Here is a 23,901-nt window from a genome sequence, read left to right as displayed (position 1 = left end):
ATATTGTTTTGGTTGTGTTTTCTTTATTTTTATAGCCTGTGGAAAATGTTTCTGAAAAACTACATGGACACACTTTAGAAACGTGCGCTAGTGTGCGGTATTAATAATGCCCTTTTAGAGAATATACTGTTATTATCTAAGATTTGATTTTATAAATTAAACGATGTTCTCTATTAATTCGCCTAGACCAGAATCCTGTGAGCTGATATTTTAAAGCTTCGGGTTTACCTATACCTTCAAAAGGAGTTTCTTCTTAATCTTCCTCAAAATATTTTAACTCCGTCTCAAACTCCATTAATCCGAAGTCTTCTCTGGCAATCAAATAATTTGAGGTAATGATTTCTACTTCATTTTCAGATAATTTCCTAAAATGCCAAATTACCTTTCCAGCATCCTCAAAAGGCAAAGTGCCGTTTAATTGATCACCATAAAGTCTTTTCACTAAATTGCTATCCCTTAAACCATGAGATAAAGTTTTAATCAGGATCTCCTTTGTCATTTCAACATCCTCGCCCATTCCCTGAATTTCTGCGGTAATAATGGTTGCTTCTGTATCTGGAAATGAACCGTTATATGCTTTTCGTAAAAATTGATTTATATTAAATATATCAAAATGCAAAGCCGGGTCTGGATATTCTTCAGCTAACTTATCCAACAACATTTCATTAGCCAGGTTTTGAATCTGACCCTCGTTTAATTTATCACTCATTTTATAGGTTAAAATAACCGCTGCAGCTTCTGCCGGTTTATAATCTAAAATTGCCAAAAAAAGATAGTCCAGAATTTCATTTTCTGGAATACCTTCAACATCAGCATAACCAAATTCTTTAAGAAGATTTTTATAATCAGAATTTTTCCAATAAAAATCCAGTTCGCTAACCTTCTTTAAATCGGTAATCTTCATATGTATTTTCATAAGTCTTATAATTTTAATAAATGAAAGCTCAAGTTTTACAAATGAGCTGTACCTAATATCGACAAAAATACTCCAATTAAAAATCGTAATTGGTTTTCTAAAAATAATCCTTTCCATTGAAGTCTCTCATTTTCCAGAAAAGCTAATGATTAAAGAAATATAGTGTCTTTGAAATTATGGGTTAAAACTTTAAAAGGGTTTTGGAGGAATAGGCATGAGCGGGACGGTGGCGCTAGCGGAGCGATAAAACCTATATTTATTCTAAAATAAAACAAGAAATTATAATGGTATATTTGTATTAAAATTAAAGACAATGAAAAAAATTCTGCTCTCTATATTTATTTTTCTTTCTTTTATTTCTCTTGCACTCTCACAAAATGATTATACATTTTTAAATGTTGATTATTATAAAAAAATTACCGAATATCCACTTGAAGAAGGCGATGTTTCATCGGTTAAATCTGAAAAAAAAACTTATTGGATTACAAGAATGACAAATCTTTTGACCCTGCTTAGCGGTGATGATGAATATAATATTTTTTCAGATCTCGGTTTTGATACCGGAAGGGCTTATTTTAATTCGCAAGGAGATTTAGAGCACATAATCATAACTAAATCGGATGGCAATGGTATAAATTTAATTTCAAAAATATTAGATAAGCGCTTTAAATCTCACGTTAAATATAATGATGCTTTCTTTTGGGAAACAAATTTTATATTAATCATTGTCAGTTATAATGAAGATGGGAACATCAGTATTCTAAGCCGACCAAAATTATAAAAAGATTTATCCATGTGCTGGTGTGTGTTGCAACGCGTTTCTTTCCTTTGGCAAAATTAACTCGCTGGTTCGCATTTGCAACGCCTTCCTTGCCTTTGGCAAAACTGCGATTGGTTGTGAGCAAGTTTGCGAACACACCATTCAAACGTGCGATTGCGAGAGTTAGTTTATTTTTTTTTCAAATCTTTTTTTTGATCTTTCATAAGAGATTTGCTCCCATGTGGAATCAAAACCATTCCAATAAACCCTGATTTTATAACTACCAGAAATTGTCCAAATTAAGATTTTCATATCATCAAAGCTAAATGCTATGTTATTGTAATCATTACTATCTTTTAAGAACTTTTTATTTTCTTCAATTGACTTTTCAATTTTATTAAAAAACTCGATTGCTTTTTCCTTGGGTAAATTTTTAAAACCGTAACCTTGAAATGTAACACCTGAATCATTCCAATAATCTCCGTAAAATCCTAAAATAAGTCCTTCTTTATTTAATTGTTCACAACGATAAAGCAATGTCGTTAATTCTCCAGAACTCGCAGCAGCCAAAGGAATCGACTCAAAAGTCAATACTGTCTCCTTTATAGCTAAAACATTGTGAAGCAAGAATGTCTTCGATTTAAAAAGGGAGATATCTTTACTAAATTCCTTTGCTTGAAAAATATTGTAATCATTTTGTGCTATTTGTGCAAGACTATTAGCTGTAGAAATAAAGAAGAGGAAAACTATAATATTGACTATTTTCATGATTTGGAATTATTAGAGTAAATATTTCAATATTTTGGATATAATTAAATACAAACAAATCATGACATAATAGAGATGTTCATCTTAAGTTCTTTATAATCAATATCTTTAAAAACTATTTTATGGTTATATGGTTCATTAAAAATAAGAATCGTTTTAGCATTTAACTGAAAATGTCTAAGTGGGTATTTATTCATATTTCCAAACTCTCGAACTTTAAAAAACAGATCTATTTTTACTAATAAATCAATTGAACATTTTTTAAAATTAATAATTTCCAAATTCAGAATTTCACAATCATAATCGAGAACTTGTAAATTGTTATTATCGTCGCTATCTAAAATTCTGATTGATTCTAAATAAGTTTGTTGATCGTGTAAAAAATAATTTCGGATACTATGTAAATAAACTAAGCTTATTCCTCGATTACAATCTTCGTGAGAAAGATTGTTTAATTTTTTTAATTCAACAATAGGGTTTTTTAAAATACATTTAATGTTTGACATCTATTTAAGATTTAATATTACAAGACAAATGTATTTTATTAAAAATTAAATTTTTAATTTGAAGGTAATTCCCAAAATTCACTCCACCCCCTCAATCAAAATCCCCAACATCTCAATAGCCGCATCACTAATACGAGTGCCGGGACCGTAAACGGCAACTGCACCAGCATCAAAAAGGTATTGATAATCTTGGTGTGGGATTACACCGCCCACGATAACCATAATATCTTCGCGGCCGTACTTTTTTAGGGCTTCAATAACCTGTGGCACTAAAGTTTTGTGGCCTGCGGCAAGGGAGGAAACACCGAGGATGTGCACATCGTTTTCTACGGCTTGTTTTGCGGCTTCGGCGGGGGTTTGGAACAATGGGCCAATATCTACATCAAAACCTACATCGGCATAGCCTGTGGCTACTACTTTGGCGCCACGATCGTGACCGTCCTGTCCCATTTTGGCAATCATAATACGTGGACGACGACCTTCCAATTCCGCGAACTGGTCTGCCATTTGCCTTGCTTTTTCAAAACTTTCGTCTTTCTTTATTTCTTTACTATACACGCCGCTAAAAGATCTAATTTGTGCTTTATACCTACCGAATTCCTTTTCCATCGCAGTAGAGATTTCGCCAAGTGTTGCCCTGTAGCGGGCAGCTTCTACGGCTAAAGCTAATAAATTTCCCTGACCTGTCTTTGCACATTCAGTAATATCTGTCAGTGACTTTTCTACCTTTTTGGTATCGCGAGTGGCTTTTATATGGTTTAGTCTTTCAATCTGCGAAGTGCGGACTTTTTGGTTGTCCACATCCAAAATTTGCAACGGGTCTTCTTTTGCGAGGCGGTATTTGTTTACGCCCACAATAATATCCTGTCCGCTATCAATACGCGCTTGCTTTCTTGCGGAAGCTTCCTCTATGCGCAGTTTGGGAATGCCAGCCTCAATGGCTTTGGTCATTCCGCCAAGCTCTTCCACTTCCTCTATTAGCGCCCAGGCTTTGTTGGCGATTTCGTTGGTAAGATTTTCCACATAATAACTTCCTGCCCAAGGGTCAACCGTTTTGGTAATCTGGGTTTCGGTTTGAAGGAAAATCTGGGTGTTTCTTGCAATACGCGCAGAGAAATCTGTTGGAAGCGCAATGGCTTCATCCAAAGCGTTTGTATGTAAAGATTGCGTGCCACCGAAAACTGCGGCGGTGGCTTCAATAACTGTTCGTGCCACGTTGTTAAATGGATCTTGTTCGGTAAGACTCCAACCGCTGGTTTGGCAGTGGGTTCTTAATGCAAGTGATTTTTCGCTTTTGGGGTTGAACTGTTTTACAATTTTTGCCCAAAGCATTCTGGCGGCACGCATCTTTGCGATTTCCATAAAGTGGTTCATACCAATCCCCCAGAAAAAGGATAAGCGCGGGGCGAAAGTATCTATGTCCATTCCCGCTTTTATACCAGTGCGGATGTATTCTAGACCGTCTGCTAATGTGTAAGCAAGTTCAATATCTGCCGTGGCTCCCGCTTCCTGCATATGGTAGCCGGAGATGGAGATGCTATTGAACTTGGGCATATTCTTGGAAGCGAATTCGAAAATATCGCTGATGATTTTCATGGAAGGCGTAGGCGGATAGATGTAAGTGTTCCGCACCATGAATTCTTTTAAAATGTCATTTTGGATGGTTCCTTCCAAGTCTTTTGGTAAAACGCCCTGTTCTTCGGCGGCAACTATATAAAAAGCCATAATGGGAAGCACAGCGCCGTTCATGGTCATGGAAACGCTCATCTTGTCTAACGGAATTTGGTCGAAAAGGATTTTCATATCCTCTACGCTATCTATGGCTACGCCAGCTTTCCCTACGTCGCCCTCTACTCTTTCGTGGTCGCTGTCGTAACCGCGGTGTGTGGCAAGATCGAACGCTACGGAAAGTCCTTTTTGGCCGGCGGCTAAGTTTCTTCTGTAAAATGCGTTGCTATCTTCTGCTGTGGAAAAGCCTGCGTATTGACGGATGGTCCACGGACGGCGGACATACATTGTTGAGTAAGGTCCACGAAGGTATGGCGCTATTCCGGCAACGAAGTTTAAGTGCTGAAGGTTTTTAAGGTCTTCAGTTGTGTATTGCTTTTTGATGGTTATTTCCTCAGCGGTAATAGTAGTTACTGGTTGCATACCTTCGACAGGCTCAGGTTGACCTTCGGAAGTTTCCGTCTTCAATTCGATGTTTTGTAAATTTTTTCTATCCATATAACGTAATGCTTCTCCAACCCATATAAACTCCAAAACCAAGCAACATTATTGCTATGATTATAAAAAGAAGTTGGAAATATTTATGTGATGACAGTTTTTTATATCGCACTAAGATTGCTAAGCCCAAGACGATAAAGATGATTCCTAAAAAGGTTCCTAATACTTCATTGTTCATGATTCTTGTTTTAAACGTTCCTGTTCCGTGATTTCCGCTATTCTTTTTTCAACAATCGGGGCGATAATGGTTTTAATTGGGTTGCGTTTTGCGAAAGGGAAAAGTTGTAAATCGTCTTTCATCCGGTCGTTATTGTTTGGATGATAATTGGTGCCCAACAGTTTCAGCTCACCACTGTCAAAAAGTTGTTGCTCCTTTTCATCACTTTCCTTAATTTTCTTTTGAATTGTTCCTTCTTTCAATTGCTGAAGAAAACCGCCGCCCTTTTCTATTTCTTTGAAAAGCTGAAGTGCTTTTTCAGCAAGTTCATTCGTCAAGCTTTCAATATAATAAGTACCGTCTGCAGGATTGCTTACAGTGTCAAAATAGCTTTCGTTTTTTAAAACCAGCAATTGGTTACGAGAAATGCGCTCGCCAAATTCATTGCTTTTGTGATACAATTCATCATAAGCTCTATTGCAAACTGTGTCTGCTCCACCCAATACGGCACTCATACATTCGGTAGTGCTACGCAGGAGATTTACATTGTAATCGTATATAGTTTTGTTCCGCTTTGTAGGCGTGGCGATAATATGGCAGGTTTCATTTGTTCCATATTCCTTTGCCAATGTTGCGTATAGTTTTCTAAACGCTCGAATTTTGGCTATTTCAAAGAAATAATTTGAACCAGTGGCAAGTTGAAATGTAATTTTAAAATCCTGCTTCGGAAGCCCTTCGACAAGCTCAGGGTGACAAAAGTGATTCAAATATTCGTTGGCATTAGCTAACGCATACGCTAATTGCTGAACTGTGTTAGCGCCTGCGTTTTGATATAATTTTGCATCAACCGAAAGGAGGTTTTCTGAAGGATATTTTTGAAAAATATTATCCAACATATCGTGGTCTTTTTTAAAATTGTGAAACCAGTTTCCAGTGCGGGTAAGGTTTCCTATTATGTCAATATTATAGTGAACTGTTGTGTTTTTTTCTGAAAAGAATTTGATGAGTTTGGTACAAAATGCTTCGGAAAGGAATGTTAGTTTAAAATAAATTGAAGCCATTTCAAACGGGAAACCCTTAAAAACTGTGCGTGGATCAAAATCTTCGGCAGCCGTAAAAATTATCGCCTCAGCACCTCGGTTTAGTGCATCCAAAGCAATATTATTAGCTATCTTTTCATCATCAATAAATATTTGCTGTGCAATTTTCCAACTTGCTGGCTGGCCGGGGATGGGTTGAAAATCTTGTTTAAAATCGTCTTGATGATAAAATGGTTTCACATGTACACCCTCGGGACTTTTCCAAATTAAAGTCTCATTATAATCGGCGCCTTTTAAATCATACTGTATTTTCTGCTTCCACTGTTTTGCGGAAACTTCATCAAAATCTTCAAATAGAAATTTACTCATCGTTTTTCTTCTTTTTTGATGCTGTCTTCGTTTTCAATTATATAAATATCCTCGTTCTCCCTTTTTAAATAATATTTTTCACGGGCAAACTTTTCCATCTCGTTGCTGTCCTCCATTTTTTTTATGAAGGTTTTGTCGTGGTCTATTTCGTTTTGATAAAACTCAGAATTATCTTGCAAAGCATTGATATCATTATCCAATTCGTGATGTATTAGATAGGAATTTGCATCAAAAAAAATCATCCATACAATGAAAAGGATAAGGATAAGCATATATTTATTGCTTATAAACCTTACCCATTTATTCTTTTTTATTTCTGAGAGCTTCACGATTCGGTATAGCTTAATTTTTGGTGAATAATACTTCTTATAACATTAACAGCTACGGTGTTGTATCTGTTGGTTGGGATAATTATGTCTGCAAATTCCTTTGTTGGCTCGATAAATTGTTGGTGCATTGGCTTCAACGTAGTTTGATAACGGTTCAGAACTTCTTCCAAATCGCGACCACGAGTGGCAATATCGCGCTTCAGTCTGCGTATTAATCGTTCGTCACTGTCTGCGTGAACAAATATTTTAATATCGAACATTTCACGAATATCGGGATGTGCCAAGATTAAAATTCCTTCAACAATAATAACCTTTTTTGGAAAGGTAATAATTGTTTCGCCAGTTCTATTATGATCCACAAAAGAATAAACGGGTTGTTCAAAAGCATTTCCTTTCCGAAGTTCCTTTAAATGACTTACCAATAAATCGAAATCAATCGCTTTTGGGTGGTCAAAATTTATTTTTGTACGTTCTTCAAAAGACAAATGGCTGGTATCGTGATAATAGGAATCTTGTGAAATAACACACACTTCATCTTCTGGAAGTTCATCCACAATTTGATCTACAACAGTTGTTTTTCCGCTCCCGGTGCCGCCGGCGATGCCAATTATAAGCATATTTTAAAGGTTTGTACAAAGGTAGCGAAAACGGTAGCAGGTTTCAAGTTTCAGGTTTCAAGTTTTAAACATCTGTCCAGTCCTCTTCAAAGGGTTATAATTTCATTTTCGATTTCGTTTTCGATTTGGTTTTCTTTCCTATTTTTGAGGTTTCAAAAGCTGAAATGAAAACAATTCTTCTACATCCCTCCTATTTTCCGTCCATTGCCCAAATGGCCGCGGTGGCTCAAGCTGAAAAAGTAGTTTTTGAAGTTGAAGACAACTATCAAAAACAAACCTACCGCAACCGTATGTTTATTGCACATAGTAATGGGAAACTGCTTTTAAATATTCCTATCAAACACAGTAAAACTAAAAAGCGACAAAAAACAAAGGATGTCTTGGTTGAAAATGATTTTCCGTGGCAAGAACAGCATCGGAAAAGTTTACAAAGCGCCTATCGCACCTCTCCTTTTTTTGAATTTTACGAGGATGATCTGAAGCCACTTTTTATAAAAAACGTTGAAGGCTTAATGGCGCACAATTTTAAAATATTCGATTTGCTTTGCGAATTGATTGGAATTGAAGTTGAAATTGTAAAAACCACCTTATTTGAAAGGCATCCCGAAATTGCAGATCTCCGGTTTTTAATTAATGCAAAAAAAGAATCGAGTTTTAAAACTGAAGAATACACACAGGTTCATCAAGCAAACCATCCTTTTTTGCCGAATCTTTCCGTGTTGGATTTACTTTTTAATGAAGGGCCAAATGCATTAAGTTATTTGGAGAGACAATCTCTATCATTCTAAATTTACCAACCTACTGTTGCTCGAACGGCATAGTGATCTGAAAACGTTTTCTTCATTGTATCGAAAGAAACTATATCCAATCCCGTGGATGCAAAAATATAATCTATCCGCATTGGGAATTTTTCAAAGTTAAAAGTAGTTCCCAAGCCATTGCCGCGTTCTCGAAAAGCGTCTTGCATGCCGTCTTTCAGTTTTCTGTAGCTGTATGAAAATGGCGTGTTGTTGAAATCGCCACAGATAATTACTGGATGTGATGTTTTTTGTTTGTGCTCCAAAATAGCTGCAACTTGACTTTGCTGTTTTTCAAAAGCTCCTGAAACACGTTTTCTAAGTTTTTCATTATCACTTTCCTGTAAAAAACTAACCCGTGGAACAATACCAAGCGACTGCAGATGAACACTATAAACACGAAGGGTGTCTTTATCTTTCACTACATCTGCATAAAGTGTATTGTTGTAGGTGCCTTTAAAATCAAAACCTCCTATATTTATTAAAGGATATTTTGAAAAAATGGCATGACCCAATTTTGCTTTTTTAGAATTAAAGTGAATATACTGAAATGGATAGGCCGAAAAATCGACTCCGTTGGGCTTATAATATTCTTGCACGCAAACCACGTCTGGATTCTCTTCGTTAAGTATTTCAGAAATTACTTGAGCAGCATCTGTCTTAGGATTTTTTTCATAAGCATTAAACAACCTAACATTATACGATAGAACATTTAGGGTGTTTTTATACTGCGAAACATCACCTTCTTTAGACATTTCATAAAAAACATTGAAATAAAAATAAGAGATAAAAAGCACGGTGAAGGAAATAAAAAAACGCCGCCTCAGTTGCACTGCCCAATAAATCGCGAAAAGAATATTTGCTATTATTAGCAGCGAAACCACCAAACTTAGCAATGAAAGTGTGGGGAAGTTTTTAGGCGGTAAATAAGGAAGAACGAAAGATATAAGCAAAAGAAAAGCCGCAAACAAATTGCCCCAGTAAATAAGTTTATTGAGAAATTTCCTCATTGGTCTAGTCTTCTTTTCCGGCTTTGAACAAAAAGTCTTTTTCTTCTTTTGTAAGACTCTCATAGCCGCTCTTTCCTATTTTGTCAAGAATACCATCTACCTTTTTTTGGTTTTCAGACTTCCCTTCTTTTGGTTTAGAACGCTTAGGGAAAGGTTGTGTTGTGCGGTGCACTTTTTTGAAAGGCTTTTTCTTTCGTGGCGTAAAAAGATTAGCAATCCAGTCAAGAAAATTTTCAAACCATATGCCAATGTCATTTCCCTTGGCAAGCTGTGTTGCGTAAATAAAACCGAACAACGCACCCCCTACATGAGCCATCAACCCGCCGGCATTACCCGAAGTTGGAATACGCACCAAATCAAAAAGAAAAAGAAAAATGGCGATATGCCATAGTTTTATGGTGAAGGTGAAAATACGAACTTCCGTATTTGGAGTGTAGGTTGCAATGAAAATCATAATTGCTGTTACTGCGCCCGAAGCACCTATTAAATACCCACGACTTTCAGCAAAAACTGGAAAAAGATTATACGCCAAAACAAAAAGCAAACCTCCAAAAAGCGCCCCCAGCAGATAAACCGTCAGCAGCCTTTTACCATTGAAAAGATTTAAAACAAATTGCCCAAACCAATAAAGCCATAACATATTAAACAGTAAGTGAAAAAAGCCAAAATGCAGAAAACCATAGGTAAACAAAGTCCACGGACGGAATAAAAGTGTATCAAAGTCATCGCTCAAAACAAACCAACGCGAAAGGTACTGCGGACTTATATTAAAGAAAAAAGAGCCTAGGCTAACCACCAAAAAAACGGCTACATTAATAACAATGAGCTTGACCAAAATACTGGCCATTTTATATTGATATGCAAAGTTTGTAGTTGCCATAATTAATTCCAGCGATGGTTATCAAAACTATTCTTTTTCCAATACCAAGCCATAATAAAGCCGAAAAGTGCGCCACCAACGTGTGCCCAATGGGCAATTCCGGTGGGTGTTCCTGTAATTCCAAAAATGACATCCATTAGAATAATTGCAGGAATAAAATATTTTGCTTTTATAGGAATAGGTAGAAAAATCAACATCAATTCTATATTAGGGAAAAGCATTCCGAAAGCTACTAAAACACCGTATACCGCACCTGAAGCACCTAAAGCGATTCCGTTATAAGTATTGTACATATCCTGAATCGTGTCCTGCGAAACAGATTCTAAAATTGAGGTGTTATAACTGCCCGAATTTAGAAAATCCATAACTTGTTGATGGGTCATCCCAGCATTCATTAAAGCATCCATCCCATTGTGGAGTTGGAAGTAATTCACCAAAGTATAAATCAATGCCGATCCAAGCCCCGCGGAAAAGTAAAAGAATAGAAATTTTTTCTGTCCCCAGCGCATTTCCAAAGGCGAACCAAAAGCCCACAAAGCATACATATTAAAAAGTATGTGGAAAAAATTGGCGTGCATAAACATAGACGTCAATGGTTGCCAATACTGAAAACTTGGATTTTCAAAATAATAGAGTGCAAAAAGACGCTCCGCAAGCCCGCCGGTAAATTGTGATCCAATAAAAAAGAGCACGTTAAGTATTAAAAGAAATTTTACAGTATCGGTTATTTTTCCCATTTACATAAATTTTTTATCGAGATCGTTAGCATCCAGTGTCGTGAAGACAGGTTTGTTATTAGGGCTAACGCTTGGCTCTTTGCAAGCGAAAAGTTGGTTGATTAAATGTTCGCGTTCTACTTTATTTAATGAAACCCCCGTTTTTATTGCCATACTTACTGCCATTGATTTTGCAAGCATATCGTTCTGGCTGAAACCACTATCGGGTACTTCTTCCTTTATGTCCTGCACCAATTGGTGAAGCAAATTTACAACATGACTTTCTAGTATCAACACAGGAATACCGCTAATCTCAATCGTTTCGTCTTTCAATTCTGAAAAAATAAACCCCGTATGTTCCAATTGCTCACGTATCTTTTCAATTATTTCAACATCGGGTTTTGAAAAATGCAACTGAAGCGGAAATAGTAATTGCTGGCTAATAGCTTCTTTTATGGTTATGTTTTTCAACAACTCTTCGTAAAGAATACGTTGATGTGCCAGATTTTGGTGGATAATCATCATTCCGCTTTTCAACGGACTTACAATATATTTATTTTGAAGTTGAAATGTTATCTGTCCCGTTTCGGCTTCGTTATTTTCAAATAGACTACCTGTTACCTCCTCACTTTCAAATTCAATATCACCCAAACCAGATATTGCGGTAGTTTCATCTTTTAAACCTACATATAAAGATTCCCAGGAAGCAGCCTTTTCTCTTTTAAAAGGAAAATTGATGTTGCTCTGCTTTGATCTTTCTTTAAAGGGATTGAAATCCCTATCAACTTCTATTGAAGGCGCAGTGGGTTGCTTTTTACTATAATCATAAGGCGTATCAAAACCTTTGTCCCTTTCAAAATCAAGGATTGGAGCAATATTGAATTGTCCCAAACTATGTTTTATCGTTGCGCGAAGCATTGCGTAAATTGAATGCTCGTCATCAAATTTTATTTCGGTTTTTGTGGGGTGAATATTAATATCGATAGAATGCGGGTCTACTTCCAAAAACAAAAAATAACCGGGATGAATATCGTTTTTTACCAAGCCTTCAAAAGCCGAAGCCACAGCGTGGTGTAGATACGGGCTTTTTATAAAGCGATCGTTTACAAAGAAAAACTGCTCTCCCCTGCTCTTTTTTCCAAATTCTGGTTTTAGAACAAAGCCTTCAATCTTTAAAATTTCGGTTTCTTCACTTACGGGAACCAATTTTTCATTGGTTTTGCTTCCAAATATATTTACAATCCGTTGGCGCGAATTTGAGGATGGAAGGTTGAATACATCGCTCCCATTATGAAGCATTTGGAAAGCTACACTTGGATGAGCTAAAGCTACACGATGGAATTCGTCAATAATATGGCGCGATTCAACGGGATTGCTTTTTAAAAAATTTCTCCGTGCGGGAATATTATAAAAAAGATTTTTTACCGAAATGGTCGTTCCTTTTGGAACTACGGCAGGATCTTGTGAAATTACTTTACTGCCCTCAATGGTTAGATGTGTTCCAATTTCCGAGTTTTCGGTTTTGGTTTTAAGCTCAACGTGTGCAATTGCGGCAATTGAGGCCAAAGCCTCACCGCGAAACCCTTTGGTATGTAAATTAAAAAGATCTTCTGCCGATTTTATTTTTGAGGTTGCGTGGCGCTCAAAGCTGAGCCTAGCATCGGTCACGCTCATTCCTATTCCGTTATCGGTAACTTGAACGAGGGTTTTTCCAGCGTCTTTAATTACAAGCGTAATTGAGGTTGCTTCGGCATCAATAGCATTTTCCAGCAATTCTTTAACTACCGAAGCGGGTCGTTGTACAACTTCCCCAGCTGCAATTTGGTTTGCAACGTGATCCGGTAATAACTGAATAATGTCTGCCATTAAAATTTATGCGTAGAATATAGATAAATCAAATTCAATAATAAAAAGAAAAAGAAGCACGAGTATTGCAATTATCACAATCAGTCTTCTGTTTGCAGTTTTGTCAGAAGATTGTCGCAAATCTGACCAGGCGGTTTTAAATTTTCCTTTCAAACCTTTGTTGTCTCCAACTGTAGTACGAAATTGGTCAAATTTATGTCCCATTGAAAACGGACTGTTCTCGCCATCAGATTCAAAGTGGCGGGGTTGGTAACTGTACTTTTTGTTTTTTCTTTTGCCTATTAGTCCCATAATTGTCGTGCTTCAAAGTTACTGAAAATACTATGTTTTCTAAAACGTTTCTGAAGCTTGTTTTAAACAATTATGATGCCGTTTTCAGTTGAGCAATGAATTGTGCGTTGAAACTAAAATTAAAATTTAGCTTCCTTTCGAAGCTGTGCCATTTTTATTGCAGCAATTGCAGCTTCCGTGCCTTTGTTGCCGTGTTTGCCACCGCTGCGGTCTATGGATTGTTGCATGTTGTTATCTGTAAGAACACAGAAAATCACAGGAATATTACCATGAACATTCAAATCTTTTATTCCCTGAGCTACTGCTTCACACACGTAATCGAAGTGTTTTGTTTCACCTTGAATAACATTTCCGATAGCAATTACCGCATCTAGCATATCATAGCTTTGCGTCATTTGCTTGCACCCGAAAATAAGTTCAAAACTGCCGGGAACATTCCAACGGACTATGTTTTCGTTGATAGCTCCGCAATCTTTCAAAGCATCGAAAGCGCCTTGAAACATGCCTTCAGTGATATTGTGGTTCCATTCTGAAACAACAATCCCAAACCGAAAGTCTTTCGCGTTTGGGATTGTTGTTTTATCGTAAGCCGATAAATTTGTATTTGCTGTAGCCATTTATTTTTTCATTCCTTCTGCGCGGCCGGTATAAATTTCAGCTTTTGCGGCTTCGGCAGATTTTGGATATTCGTCAGCTATTTTTTTGAAGTGCGCCAAAGCTTTGTCACTTTGATTCAATGACATTGCTGCAATCCCAGCTTTCAAAAGAAAACGTGGGCTCGTAAAATCGTTGGTGCGCATTGTAGCAGCCTCTTCATAATATTTTAAAGCATCTTCGTTTTGCCCCAATTGAGCAAATGCATCTCCAATTGCTCCTTTAGCTAAAGGCGCCAAAATATCATCATCGCTGCTAAATTTATCCAACTGAGCAACAGCTTCTTGATATTTATTTGTGTTCAAGTAAGCCATTCCAGCGTAGTAATGTGCTAGATTGGCAGCGCTTGTTCCACCGTAATTATCAATAATATCAATAAAACCGTATTTTCCCTCGCCACCTTGCAATGAAAGATTGTAAAGTGAATCTTTTGCAGGAGAAGCCAAAGCTTGTTCCCAATAGGTCTGAGCCTGAAACATTTCGTTCATAGCTTCAGCTTCTTTTGGGCCTTTAATATATTGATCGTATGCAAAGTATCCCAAAACACAAACTGCTACAACTATAATAAAGCCTAAGATAGGCTTTTGGTTTTTTTCAACCCAAGCTTCCGTTTTCGACGCGCCTTGATCTAGCGTGTTGAATACTTCTGCCGTTGTACTGTTGTCTTCTAACTGAGTTTCTTTTTCAGCTTTAGTTTTTGGTTTGCCTCCGCGTTTGTTGTACGTTGCCATAGTTTTAGGTTATAGTGGCGCAAAAATAAAATTTTTAATGGAATAAGAAAGGATTAATATTTCTTATTTTTTAATAATTTGCAAAACGGTTATTCATCGTGTTCAAGCCGTTAATGCTGGAAGATTCCCCAAAAATATTAAATTTTCATATAAGACCTAAGACGAAAGGACATAAGAATTAGGATAAAATCATACCAAACAGCTTATTTTTACATTTTTCAAAAGCACTTTTTTTCTATGAATTTTGCAATATTCCGTATTATATCCTCAGTCCAAAAGTCTTACGTCCATTTTTTATGATTTTACAAAAACTATCCTTACTCAACTATAAAAACTTTGAGGCTGAAACCTTCGAATTTGACCCAAAAATAAATTGTTTTGTGGGAAATAACGGGGTGGGAAAGACCAATGTGCTAGACGCAATTTACCATCTTTCCTTCGGAAAAAGTTACTTTAATCCAATCACCACACAGAATATTAGACACGATGCCGAGTTTTTTGTGGTTGAAGGTTTTTATGAAAGAAAAGAAACGCCCGAAAAAATTGTAGTAAGCGCAAAAAAGGGACAGAAAAAAATTATAAAACGAAACGGAAAGGCATACGATAAATTCAGCGAGCACATTGGATTTTTACCGTTGGTAATTATTTCGCCAGCAGATAGAGATTTAATTATTGAAGGAAGCGATACGCGCCGAAAATTTGTTGACGGCGTTATTTCGCAACGCGATTCAGATTATTTGAATACACTCATTAAATATAACAAAGTGCTTGCGCAGCGCAATTCCCTTTTGAAGTATTTTGCGGCAAATAATACATTTAGCCAAGACACGCTTGATATTTATAACGAACAACTTCACAATTTTGGCACATCCATTTTTGGCAAACGGACTTCATTTCTGGAAGAATTTCTTCCTATATTTTTAAATCGGTACAAATCCATCAGTAGTGGTGATGAAAGCATTAATCTGGTTTATGAAAGCCAATTGCAGGAAAATGATTTATTGACATTACTTCAGAAAAATATTACTAAAGATAAAATTACACAATACACCAATTTCGGTATACATAAAGACGATTTGGTTTTTGAAATTGACGGACATCCAATCAAGAAATTTGGCTCACAGGGACAACAGAAATCGTATCTTATAGCTTTAAAGTTGGCGCAGTTTGATTTTATAAAAAACCATTCAAAAACGAATCCGATTTTGCTATTGGATGATATTTTTGATAAATTGGACGAAACGCGGGTGGAGCATTTAATTTCATTGGTCGATAATGAAAATTTTGGGCAATTATTTATTAGTGATACGCACGCGGAACGGACGGAAGAAGTGATAAAAAAAGTGCATCAGACTTATAAAATGTTTCCTTTATGAAAATTTCATTCTATATATTGACATTGTTTCTCGTATTAACTAGTTGCGAAAAACCGGATCCAGAATTGCAAAAGCAAAACCTAAGCGGTTATTGGGAAATAAAAACAGTAAAAATGCCGGATGGTGAAAAGAAAATATTTGATATTAACACGGTAGTTGACCACATCGAAATAAACGGAGATAGTGGCGCGAGAACAAAAGTCTCCCCAAAGTTTGACGGTACGTTTACAACGAACGGAGTTTCTGAAGATTTCACTTTAAAAATTGAGGAAGACAGTTTGCGCATGTACTATAAAACTCCTTTTGATGAATGGAAAGAAACGGTGATTGAAGCGAAGGATAGCACGTTAACAGTGAAAAACAGAGACAATAAAATTTACACCTATTCAAAATTTAAAAAGTTTGAAGTTTTTGAATGAAGCAGCACTTCAACTGCGCTCAGTGTGACAAATATTTATAAAAAACAAACTCACAGATTAACAAATTCACAATTAAAATGGCAAAAAGACACGCAGAAAATATATCAATTGGTGAAGCACTGAAAGAGTTTATTGGCAAAAACCGACTAGAAAAAGGTTTAGATAAAGTGAACGCTAAAGAAGCTTGGGATTCAGTTATGGGAAGTGCCATATCAAAATACACAACCGATGTTAAATTAGACCGCGATACTTTATATGTTCAGCTTTCATCATCTGTTTTGCGTGAGGAACTGAGTTATGGGAAGGAAAAAATCATCAAATTATTGAATGAGGAATTGGGGAAGGATTTGATTGCTAAATTGATTCTACGCTAAAGACTTCAATTCACAAAAACCAAAAACGCCTCCCAACTCGGAAGGCGTTTTCTGTATAAAATATTCTGTAACCGTTTAAAACATTTCGCGACCGGCAAAATGAAAAGCACCTTCAATAGCTGCGTTTTCATCACTATCACTTCCGTGAACGGCGTTTTCGCCGATAGAAGCTGCGTATAATTTACGAATGGTACCATCTGCTGCATCAGCTGGATTGGTAGCACCAATTAAAGTACGGAAATCTTCCACTGCGTTGTCTTTTTCAAGAATTGCAGCAACGATTGGTCCGCGAGTCATATATTCTACCAATTCGCCATAAAATGGGCGCTCACTGTGTACCTCATAAAATGCTTGCGCATCCTGAGTGGTCATGTGGGTAAGTTTCATCGCTACGATTCTAAAACCGGAAGCGTTAATTTTTTCAAGAATGGCGCCGATGTGTCCTTTTTCAACTGCATCTGGCTTTAACATTGTGAATGTTCTGTCTGTTCTCATTGTGTTTTTAAAATTTCGGCAAAAATAACTATTTGAAAATGAAAAGCAAGCATTTACGGAATGTTTAATGCTTTTTTAAAGTTTCAACACAAATTAGTTTACTCAACCGTTTCGCTCATAATTTGTATTTATTGTATCTTCGCCCCTTATGAATAAAGAAACTACTCAAATTGTTAAAGAATTATTCGCTTCACCACAAAAAATTGTGATTGTAGGCCATAAAAACCCTGACGGCGATGCGATTGGCTCGTGTTTAGGACTTTCATTTTTTCTGGAAAGTATGGGGCACAGCACTACGGTGATTATGCCCAATGATTTTCCGGATTTTTTAAAATGGCTGCCAGGAGTTGATGATATAATTATTCACGAAAGGGAAACAAATAAAAGTACAGCACAAATTAAAGACGCAGACATTATTTTTACACTAGACTTTAATAGTTTAGATAGAATTGGTGAAATGCAAAGCGTTCTGGAAGAAAGCACTTCCAAGTTCGTAATGATAGACCATCACCAACAGCCTGCAGATTATGCAGTGGCAACATATAGTAATGTGAAAATGAGTTCTACTTCCGAAATGGTATTCCATTTTATGGACGCGATGGGTCAATCAGAAAAACTTTCAAAAGAAATCGCCATTAATCTCTATACGGGAATTATGACTGATACGGGTTCGTTCCGCTTCTCGTCTACAAGCCCAACTACTCACAGAGTTGCTGCAAAATTAATTGAAGCTGGAGCCGAAAGTGCTGTTATTAACCAAAATATTTATGACACCAACAGTCCCGAAAGAATGAAGCTTTTAGGTGTAGCTTTAAATAACTTAGTAATTCTGCCCGAATTGCACACGGCATATATCACCATGACCCAAAAAGAATTGGACGACCACAATTTCAAAAAAGGCGATACAGAAGGCTTTGTGAATTATGCGCTTTCTGTAAAAGGAATTGTTTTTGCTGCAATCTTTATTGAAAACAAGCAGGAAAGTATTGTGAAAATTTCTTTCAGAAGCAAAGATGATTTTTCTGTGAACGATTTTGCACGCAACCACTACAGCGGTGGAGGCCATATTAATGCTGCCGGTGGAAAAAGTTCGCAATCCCTTAACAAAACAATAAGCGAATTTATTAGTATCTTGCCCCGTTATAAAAATGAACTCACACATGCTTCGTAAGCTGGTTTATATTTTACTTTTTTCTGTGTTAATTGTTTCTTGCAAAAGCCCCGAAGCCAGGCGCCCACTGCAAAGTCACACAGGAAGCTTTATAAAGGAATCTGCAGAGCGGAACAAAAAAATCTACGATGAAGAGAAAGTTTTTATCGAAAAAATCATAGCCCAAGACTCCACGAATGATTATATTTCTTCTGAAAGTGGGTTTTGGTACTATTATAATAAAAGAGATACAACTACCACTGAAATGCCTGATTTGGGCGATGTAGTAAAATTTACCTATAATATTAAAGATCTAAATGGCAGCGTTATTCTTTCTGAAAAAGAAAACGGGCTGCAACATTATAAAATTGACCAAAGCAACCAAGACCTTATCTCTGGCGTTCGCGAAGGCATAAAACTTATGAAGGAAGGCGAAACAGTAACTTTCCTTTTTCCTTCCTATAAAGCTTTTGGTTATTATGGGATCGAAGAAAAACTCGGCACCAATATTCCGGTACAGAGCACTATAACTTTACACTCAATTGAACAATCAAACGAAAATTAATTAAACGATGAAAAAACTAACATTTTTATTTTTATTGCTTTCACTTGCACTAGCATCTTGCCAGGAAAAATATCCTGATTTAAAAGACGGCGTGTATGCTGAATTTATTACTAACAAAGGAACATTTGTTGCCAAACTGAACAATGAGTCTGCACCGCTAACGGTTTCAAACTTCGTAGCACTTGCCGAAGGCACCAACGGAATGGTAGATTCTCTTTACAAAGGAAAACACTTTTATGATGGACTTACCTTCCACCGCGTTATTAAAGATTTTATGATTCAAGGTGGCGATCCAAAAGGAGATGGTACCGGTAGTCCAGGCTATGCATTTCCTGATGAGATTACTGATACCATTCGCTTTGACAAAAAAGGACTTTTAGCAATGGCCAATTCTGGTCCAGGAACTAACGGCAGTCAGTTTTTCATTACACTAAAAGAAACACCTTGGTTAGATGGACGCCACACTGTTTTTGGCGAAATAGTAATCGGACAAGAAGTTATAGATTCTATTGGAAACCTTGAAACCGAAAAACCAGGCGACAAACCGAAACAACCTATTATAATTGAAAAGGTTAACATCATAAACAAAGGCGATGTTAAAGTTCCTTATTTCACTGAAGAAATGGGTAAGCTTGAAAAAGAAAAGAAAGAAAAAGAAGAACGCATTAATAAAGTAGCTAGTTCACAAGCAGAAGAAATGAACGCTTTGAGAGCAAAAGCTGATTCACTTCCTTCAGGAATTAAAATATATTTTAATGAAAAAGGAACTGGTCCGCAACCAAAAGAAGGAGACAAAATAATGATGAATTATGCAGGATATCTTGCAGATGGCCACATGTTTGACTCAAATATTTTGGCAAACGCAGAAAAGTTTGAAATGGTTGATGAAATGCGCAAAGCAGCTGAACAATACACTCCAGTTCCAACAGATTACAGTACTGAAGCAAAATTGATTCCAGGGTTCCGTGAAGGGCTATTAAATATGAAAGTGGGTGATAAAGCCACCATATTTATTCCAGCACATTTAGCCTATGGCAAGAGAGGAATTCCAGGAGTTATACCTCCAGATTCTGAATTGATATTTAACCTTGAAATTACTGAGATAGTTCAATAATTTCAGTTTATCTTAAACATAAAAAGAGGAACCAGTTTTAAACTGGCTCCTCTTTTTTTTTGGATTCACAAACCACGACTGATTTCTATTTAATCATAAATCCCAAAATGCTAAGCAGATCGATCGTTTATGGTTATTGTATCAAAACGGTCGTGATTCTAGAGTCTATTTCTTCGGAATGTTCTTCAAAATTTCCAGTACAAACTCCCAGTATTTTTGAGCGGAAGAAATGCTTGCACGTTCATCGGGGGAATGCGCTCCTTTAATAGTTGGCCCAAAGGAAATCATATCCATTTCTGGATAGTTTTGACCTAAAATACCACATTCCAATCCTGCATGACAAGCAGCTACATCAGCTTTTTCACCATTCATTTTTTGATAAAGACTATCCAAAACCTTCAAAATAGGGCTGTCCATATTCGGTGCCCAACCAGGATAATCTCCTGCAAGTTTCACTTTATAACCAGCAAGTTCAAAAACAGAAGTCAACGCATTTGCCAAAACATCTTTTGAGGATTCCACAGAGCTACGGGTTAAGCATTCAACTTTTATATTTCCGTTTTCAACTGAAACTTTTGCAATGTTGTTTGAAGTTTCAACTAAATCATCAATATCTGGGCTCATTCTGTAAACGCCATTATGCGCTGCATTTATTGCATTAAAAAAGATTCCCTGTTTCTCTTGGGACATTACCTTCGTAATAGTTTCGCTATTTTTTTCCGCAGTAATGGAAAGATTCGGTTCCAACGATTTATATTCGGAAAGGATATCATTTTTCATTTTTTTAAATTCCGACAGAAATTTTTCTTCGGCAGAAACTGCAACCTTAGCTTCACTTTCCCGTGGAATTGCATTGCGAAGACTGCCACCTTCTAGTTTTGCCAATTGCATAGAATTTTTCGTAGCAAAAAGCAAACGGTTCATCAGTTTATTGGCATTTCCCAAACCTTTAATGATATCCATTCCACTATGCCCGCCATTTAAGCCTTTTACTTTAATGGTAAAATTTGTAGAATTCTTTGGAGCTTCAGCTTCTGAATATGTTCCCGTTGCGGTAACATCAACACCGCCAGCACAGCCAACGCCAATTTCATCATCTTCTTCGGTATCTAGATTTAAAAGGATATCACCTTTCAGCAAACCACCTTTCAGTCCTTTGGCACCTGTCATTCCAGTTTCTTCGTCTATAGTGAAAAGTGCTTCAATTGCTGGATGCTCAATTTCGTTATTTTCAAGGATTGCCATAATTGTTGCAACTCCCAAACCGTTATCGGCACCTAGCGTTGTTCCTTTTGCGCGAACCCAATCACCATCCACAACCATTTCAATTCCTTGAGTATCAAAATTGAAGTCGGTATCGTTGTTTTTTTGGTGCACCATATCCAAATGGCTTTGAAGAACCACAGCTTTGCGGTCTTCCATTCCTTTTGTGGCAGGTTTGCGAATTATCACATTGCCTACTTCATCTTCCATAGTTTCCAAACCAAGATTCTTTCCGAAGTCTTTCATAAATGCAATAACACGTTCCTCTTTTTTTGAAGGACGCGGCACAGCGTTCAGGTCTGCAAATTTGTTCCAAAGTGCTTTGGGTTCGAGGTTTCTTATTTCTTCGTTCATTTTTAAAATTTTAGATAAACAAAATTACGGTTTTGGAACGGCTATAAAAATTATGTGGAGAAAGATTTACTTCGTAAGTTTGGATTATGCAAAAACGAACCTCGGCATTTCTCACCCTATTTTTATTTGTGCAGATAATAGCACTTCAGGTTTTAAAGCAATTTCCAGAGTTCGTTGAAAAGTATTACAGCCTCGGTATATATCCGTGGATTTCTAAAATATCTCGCTATATTTTTGGCTGGGTACCGTTTTCGGTGGGAGACTTGTTCTATTTGCTCATTACCATCTTTGCTATTCGGTGGTTGTATAAAAATGTTAACAGGCTTCGAAAAAATGAACAAATAAGCTTTTTTGTAGACATTCTAGCAGCCGTTTCGGTAGTTTACTTTATGTTCCACGTGCTTTGGGGATTTAATTATTATCGACTTCCGCTACACAAATCTTTAGGTTTGCAGAACGAGTACACAACCGAGCAGTTATTGGAAACTACCAATCGTTTTATTAAAAAAAGCAACAATTTACACCAAGAACTTGGCTTTGCAGATAGCGTAAAAATTGAATTGCCTTACACACAAAAGGAAATGTTTAAAAAAACATTAAATGGATATAAAAATCTTGAAAAAGAATTTCCGCAATTAGCATATTCACCGCGGAGTATTAAAAAAAGTGGGTGGAGTCTTGGGCTTACTTATATGGGCTATAGTGGATATTTGAATCCATTTTCCGGGGAGGCACAGGTTAATAATTTGATGAAAACCTATAAATTTCCTGTAGTTGCCTGCCACGAAGAAGCTCACCAAATAGGCTATGCTGCTGAAAACGAAGCCAATTTTATCGCCACCCTTTCAACCTTGCATAATGACGACCCCTATATGCAATATGTTGGTTACATTTTTACATTGCGCTATTTAATAAATGAAGTGGCGCGGCGAGACCAAGCTAAATACGACCAACTTTTAACCACTATAAACCCTGGTATTTTAATAAGCTATAAGGAAATGCGCGATTTTTGGGATAGTTACCAAAATCCTTTTGAGGTTTTCTCGAAAATGTTTTGGGACAATTTCCTAAAAGCAAACAACCAAAGCCGCGGTATAATGAGTTATGATTATATGGTGGCTTTGGTTGTTAATTATTTTGAGGATAAATCTCTGTGAGTTTGTGAATCTGTGAATTCGTGAATCTGTGAGTTTGTGAGTTTGTGAGTTTGTGAGTTTGTGAGTTTGTGAGTTTGTGAGTTTGTAGAAAATACCAATTAGAATAATTGTATACAATTTATCTAACTACTCATTTCTCAATACTAAATACTCAATACTATTTCACATACTGCGCTTCACTAGGTTTTGCAAAAACCGAAGCGTCAAGTATTGTTTCGGTAGCAGAAATTTTATCAAATTTAATGTCCATCTTTTCGTCATGCGGCTTGCCATTTTCTACATTCCACCAAGTTAATTTTTCAGGAAGTAAAAGTCCGTTTACATCTTGCCATTTGTTGTATTTTATATAGTGCCAATCATCGCTCTTCGTTTGGTCTTTAAAAGTAACAGTATACGCCAACCATGCCATTTTGTTAGTTTCTGGGTCAAAATATAAAATGTATTCATCTTTAGAAGAATCCCCCACGCCATCATCATAAGAAATTTTAAAGCCGTTATACATTTTTCCATCAAGTTTAGTAGGTTCCACTGCAGTATAATTTGTTCCAGGATCTGCTATGATAAAAGGCATAGCATAAAAATAGAACATCAAGTTATGGTAAAAAACAGGGTTGCCTTCGTAGCCCAAATCATTTTTTAAAAGCCACACTTGTTTTCCGTCGTACCCTATGGACCAATCTTTGGATTCTATTTTGGTTCTTCGGTCTGGCAAGGAAACAGTATGGGTTTCATATCCGTTTTTTCCTTTCATCTCAAAACAAATATTGTTCATTTGTTTCCAGTGGTCCAAACCGCCATGGGCATTAAAAACAGCTTGAAGTGGTGCGGGATACACTTTGGGTTTTTCAGCATCGTTTGTTGCAGAAGTCTGGGTGGAATCTAGTTCAAGTTCTTCAATTTTCGGTTCTATTGTTGTGTTTTCAGAATTTGTCTTTGTATCGTTCTTACAAGCCCATAAAGACAATAATACGGCTAATAATAGAATTGGTTTTTTCATGATG

General features: G+C 36.6%; 26 protein-coding genes and 1 pseudogene. 9 read left to right on the top strand and 18 right to left on the bottom strand.

All coding sequences use genetic code 11. The annotated features are described in order from the left end of the window. Positions 1 to 136: 136 nt before the first annotated feature. A pseudogene (locus AEQU1_RS13475) lies at positions 137 to 244 on the bottom strand (Txe/YoeB family addiction module toxin); the annotation flags it as partial. Between the two features lie 9 nt (positions 245 to 253). Further along, positions 254 to 1,033 (bottom strand): hypothetical protein, encoded by a 780-nt coding sequence (locus AEQU1_RS13470; protein ID WP_181566778.1) that lies wholly within the window; start codon positions 1,031 to 1,033, stop codon positions 254 to 256. 196 nt (positions 1,034 to 1,229) lie between these two features. On the opposite strand from AEQU1_RS13470, the gene AEQU1_RS13465 reads away from it, so the two are divergent. After that, positions 1,230 to 1,697, top strand: a complete 468-nt coding sequence (locus AEQU1_RS13465; RefSeq protein WP_111881929.1) for a hypothetical protein — start codon at positions 1,230 to 1,232, stop codon at positions 1,695 to 1,697. Between the two features lie 162 nt (positions 1,698 to 1,859). Here AEQU1_RS13465 and AEQU1_RS13460 read toward each other — a convergent pair whose 3' ends face one another. The 6 genes from AEQU1_RS13460 to udk all read right to left on the bottom strand — a co-directional run bounded on the left by AEQU1_RS13460 (position 1,860) and on the right by udk (position 7,688). Next, positions 1,860 to 2,444 carry a hypothetical protein gene (locus tag AEQU1_RS13460; RefSeq protein ID WP_111881927.1) on the bottom strand — a complete coding sequence of 195 codons (585 nt, stop codon included), beginning with the start codon at positions 2,442 to 2,444 and terminating at the stop codon, positions 1,860 to 1,862. 59 nt (positions 2,445 to 2,503) lie between these two features. Beyond that, entirely contained in the window at positions 2,504 to 2,950 is a 447-nt protein-coding gene (locus AEQU1_RS13455) for a hypothetical protein (protein WP_111881925.1), read from the bottom strand. A 78-nt stretch (positions 2,951 to 3,028) separates the two neighbouring features. Then, positions 3,029 to 5,176: a methylmalonyl-CoA mutase gene (gene scpA / locus AEQU1_RS13450; RefSeq protein WP_111881924.1), complete on the bottom strand. Its 2,148-nt coding sequence runs from the start codon at positions 5,174 to 5,176 to the stop codon at positions 3,029 to 3,031. Positions 5,177 to 5,350: 174 nt separating this feature from the next. Next, entirely contained in the window at positions 5,351 to 6,742 is a 1,392-nt protein-coding gene (locus AEQU1_RS13445; RefSeq protein ID WP_111881921.1) for a methylmalonyl-CoA mutase subunit beta, read from the bottom strand. Continuing rightward, positions 6,739 to 7,014, bottom strand: coding sequence for a septum formation initiator family protein (locus AEQU1_RS13440; protein WP_309300264.1), 276 nt, complete (start codon positions 7,012 to 7,014; stop codon positions 6,739 to 6,741). The genes AEQU1_RS13445 and AEQU1_RS13440 overlap by 4 nt, the downstream gene beginning before the upstream one ends. A gap of 53 nt (positions 7,015 to 7,067) precedes the next feature. Beyond that, positions 7,068 to 7,688: a uridine kinase gene (gene udk / locus AEQU1_RS13435; RefSeq protein WP_111881917.1), complete on the bottom strand. Its 621-nt coding sequence runs from the start codon at positions 7,686 to 7,688 to the stop codon at positions 7,068 to 7,070. 164 nt (positions 7,689 to 7,852) lie between these two features. On the opposite strand from udk, the gene AEQU1_RS13430 reads away from it, so the two are divergent. Continuing rightward, a complete protein-coding gene (locus tag AEQU1_RS13430; protein WP_111882064.1) occupies positions 7,853 to 8,476 on the top strand; it encodes a WbqC family protein in 624 nt (207 codons plus the stop codon). Positions 8,477 to 8,478: 2 nt separating this feature from the next. Here AEQU1_RS13430 and AEQU1_RS13425 read toward each other — a convergent pair whose 3' ends face one another. The 7 genes from AEQU1_RS13425 to AEQU1_RS13395 all read right to left on the bottom strand — a co-directional run bounded on the left by AEQU1_RS13425 (position 8,479) and on the right by AEQU1_RS13395 (position 14,633). Next, positions 8,479 to 9,495: an endonuclease/exonuclease/phosphatase family protein gene (locus tag AEQU1_RS13425; RefSeq protein WP_111881916.1), complete on the bottom strand. Its 1,017-nt coding sequence runs from the start codon at positions 9,493 to 9,495 to the stop codon at positions 8,479 to 8,481. Between the two features lie 4 nt (positions 9,496 to 9,499). Next, positions 9,500 to 10,375, bottom strand: a complete 876-nt coding sequence (locus AEQU1_RS13420; protein ID WP_111881914.1) for a rhomboid family intramembrane serine protease — start codon at positions 10,373 to 10,375, stop codon at positions 9,500 to 9,502. A 2-nt stretch (positions 10,376 to 10,377) separates the two neighbouring features. Then, positions 10,378 to 11,112, bottom strand: coding sequence for a rhomboid family intramembrane serine protease (locus AEQU1_RS13415; RefSeq protein WP_111881912.1), 735 nt, complete (start codon positions 11,110 to 11,112; stop codon positions 10,378 to 10,380). Further along, positions 11,113 to 12,957, bottom strand: coding sequence for a DNA mismatch repair endonuclease MutL (gene mutL, locus AEQU1_RS13410; RefSeq protein WP_111881911.1), 1,845 nt, complete (start codon positions 12,955 to 12,957; stop codon positions 11,113 to 11,115). It abuts the gene before it with no gap. A 6-nt stretch (positions 12,958 to 12,963) separates the two neighbouring features. Next, positions 12,964 to 13,248, bottom strand: coding sequence for a riboflavin synthase subunit beta (locus tag AEQU1_RS13405; RefSeq protein WP_111881909.1), 285 nt, complete (start codon positions 13,246 to 13,248; stop codon positions 12,964 to 12,966). A gap of 119 nt (positions 13,249 to 13,367) precedes the next feature. Beyond that, on the bottom strand, positions 13,368 to 13,865 hold the full coding sequence (gene ribH, locus AEQU1_RS13400) for a 6,7-dimethyl-8-ribityllumazine synthase (protein WP_111881908.1): 498 nt from the start codon (positions 13,863 to 13,865) through the stop codon (positions 13,368 to 13,370). Further along, entirely contained in the window at positions 13,866 to 14,633 is a 768-nt protein-coding gene (locus AEQU1_RS13395) for a tol-pal system YbgF family protein (RefSeq protein ID WP_111881906.1), read from the bottom strand. Positions 14,634 to 14,929: 296 nt separating this feature from the next. Between AEQU1_RS13395 and recF the strand changes: the two genes are divergently transcribed. From recF to AEQU1_RS13380, 3 genes are all read left to right on the top strand, one after another. After that, on the top strand, positions 14,930 to 16,009 hold the full coding sequence (gene recF / locus AEQU1_RS13390) for a DNA replication/repair protein RecF (protein WP_111881904.1): 1,080 nt from the start codon (positions 14,930 to 14,932) through the stop codon (positions 16,007 to 16,009). Next, complete coding sequence (locus tag AEQU1_RS13385) at positions 16,006 to 16,428, top strand: lipocalin family protein (protein WP_111881902.1); 423 nt, start codon at positions 16,006 to 16,008, stop codon at positions 16,426 to 16,428. Before recF ends, AEQU1_RS13385 begins: the two co-directional genes overlap by 4 nt. 77 nt (positions 16,429 to 16,505) lie before the next feature. Beyond that, on the top strand, positions 16,506 to 16,802 hold the full coding sequence (locus AEQU1_RS13380; RefSeq protein ID WP_111881900.1) for a DUF721 domain-containing protein: 297 nt from the start codon (positions 16,506 to 16,508) through the stop codon (positions 16,800 to 16,802). 75 nt (positions 16,803 to 16,877) lie between these two features. On the opposite strand, the gene AEQU1_RS13375 is transcribed toward AEQU1_RS13380, so the two are convergent. Continuing rightward, positions 16,878 to 17,297 carry a nucleoside-diphosphate kinase gene (locus tag AEQU1_RS13375; RefSeq protein WP_111881899.1) on the bottom strand — a complete coding sequence of 140 codons (420 nt, stop codon included), beginning with the start codon at positions 17,295 to 17,297 and terminating at the stop codon, positions 16,878 to 16,880. 148 nt (positions 17,298 to 17,445) lie between these two features. On the opposite strand from AEQU1_RS13375, the gene AEQU1_RS13370 reads away from it, so the two are divergent. From AEQU1_RS13370 to AEQU1_RS13360, 3 genes are read left to right on the top strand one after another with little or no spacing between them, the layout of a single operon-like run. Continuing rightward, positions 17,446 to 18,468, top strand: coding sequence for a bifunctional oligoribonuclease/PAP phosphatase NrnA (locus AEQU1_RS13370; protein WP_111881897.1), 1,023 nt, complete (start codon positions 17,446 to 17,448; stop codon positions 18,466 to 18,468). Next, positions 18,446 to 19,012, top strand: coding sequence for a gliding motility-associated peptidyl-prolyl isomerase GldI (gene gldI / locus AEQU1_RS13365; protein WP_258455302.1), 567 nt, complete (start codon positions 18,446 to 18,448; stop codon positions 19,010 to 19,012). The genes AEQU1_RS13370 and gldI overlap by 23 nt, the downstream gene beginning before the upstream one ends. Before the next feature lie 7 nt (positions 19,013 to 19,019). Then, positions 19,020 to 20,126 carry a peptidylprolyl isomerase gene (locus AEQU1_RS13360; RefSeq protein WP_111881894.1) on the top strand — a complete coding sequence of 369 codons (1,107 nt, stop codon included), beginning with the start codon at positions 19,020 to 19,022 and terminating at the stop codon, positions 20,124 to 20,126. Between the two features lie 165 nt (positions 20,127 to 20,291). Here the strand turns inward: AEQU1_RS13360 and AEQU1_RS13355 are convergent, their stop codons facing one another. Beyond that, positions 20,292 to 21,743, bottom strand: a complete 1,452-nt coding sequence (locus AEQU1_RS13355) for an aminoacyl-histidine dipeptidase (protein WP_111881893.1) — start codon at positions 21,741 to 21,743, stop codon at positions 20,292 to 20,294. A gap of 86 nt (positions 21,744 to 21,829) precedes the next feature. Between AEQU1_RS13355 and AEQU1_RS13350 the strand changes: the two genes are divergently transcribed. Next, on the top strand, positions 21,830 to 22,900 hold the full coding sequence (locus AEQU1_RS13350) for a DUF3810 domain-containing protein (protein WP_111881891.1): 1,071 nt from the start codon (positions 21,830 to 21,832) through the stop codon (positions 22,898 to 22,900). 157 nt (positions 22,901 to 23,057) lie between these two features. Here AEQU1_RS13350 and AEQU1_RS13345 read toward each other — a convergent pair whose 3' ends face one another. Next, positions 23,058 to 23,897 carry a DUF6503 family protein gene (locus AEQU1_RS13345; protein WP_111881889.1) on the bottom strand — a complete coding sequence of 280 codons (840 nt, stop codon included), beginning with the start codon at positions 23,895 to 23,897 and terminating at the stop codon, positions 23,058 to 23,060. Between the last annotated feature and the right edge of the window lie 4 nt (positions 23,898 to 23,901).

Source organism: Aequorivita sp. CIP111184, from assembly GCF_900489465.1.
In the GTDB taxonomy this organism is placed as follows: domain Bacteria; phylum Bacteroidota; class Bacteroidia; order Flavobacteriales; family Flavobacteriaceae; genus Aequorivita.
The sequence above is the reverse complement of the archived record's forward strand: the minus strand, read 5'-3'. Positions and strand labels throughout refer to the sequence as shown.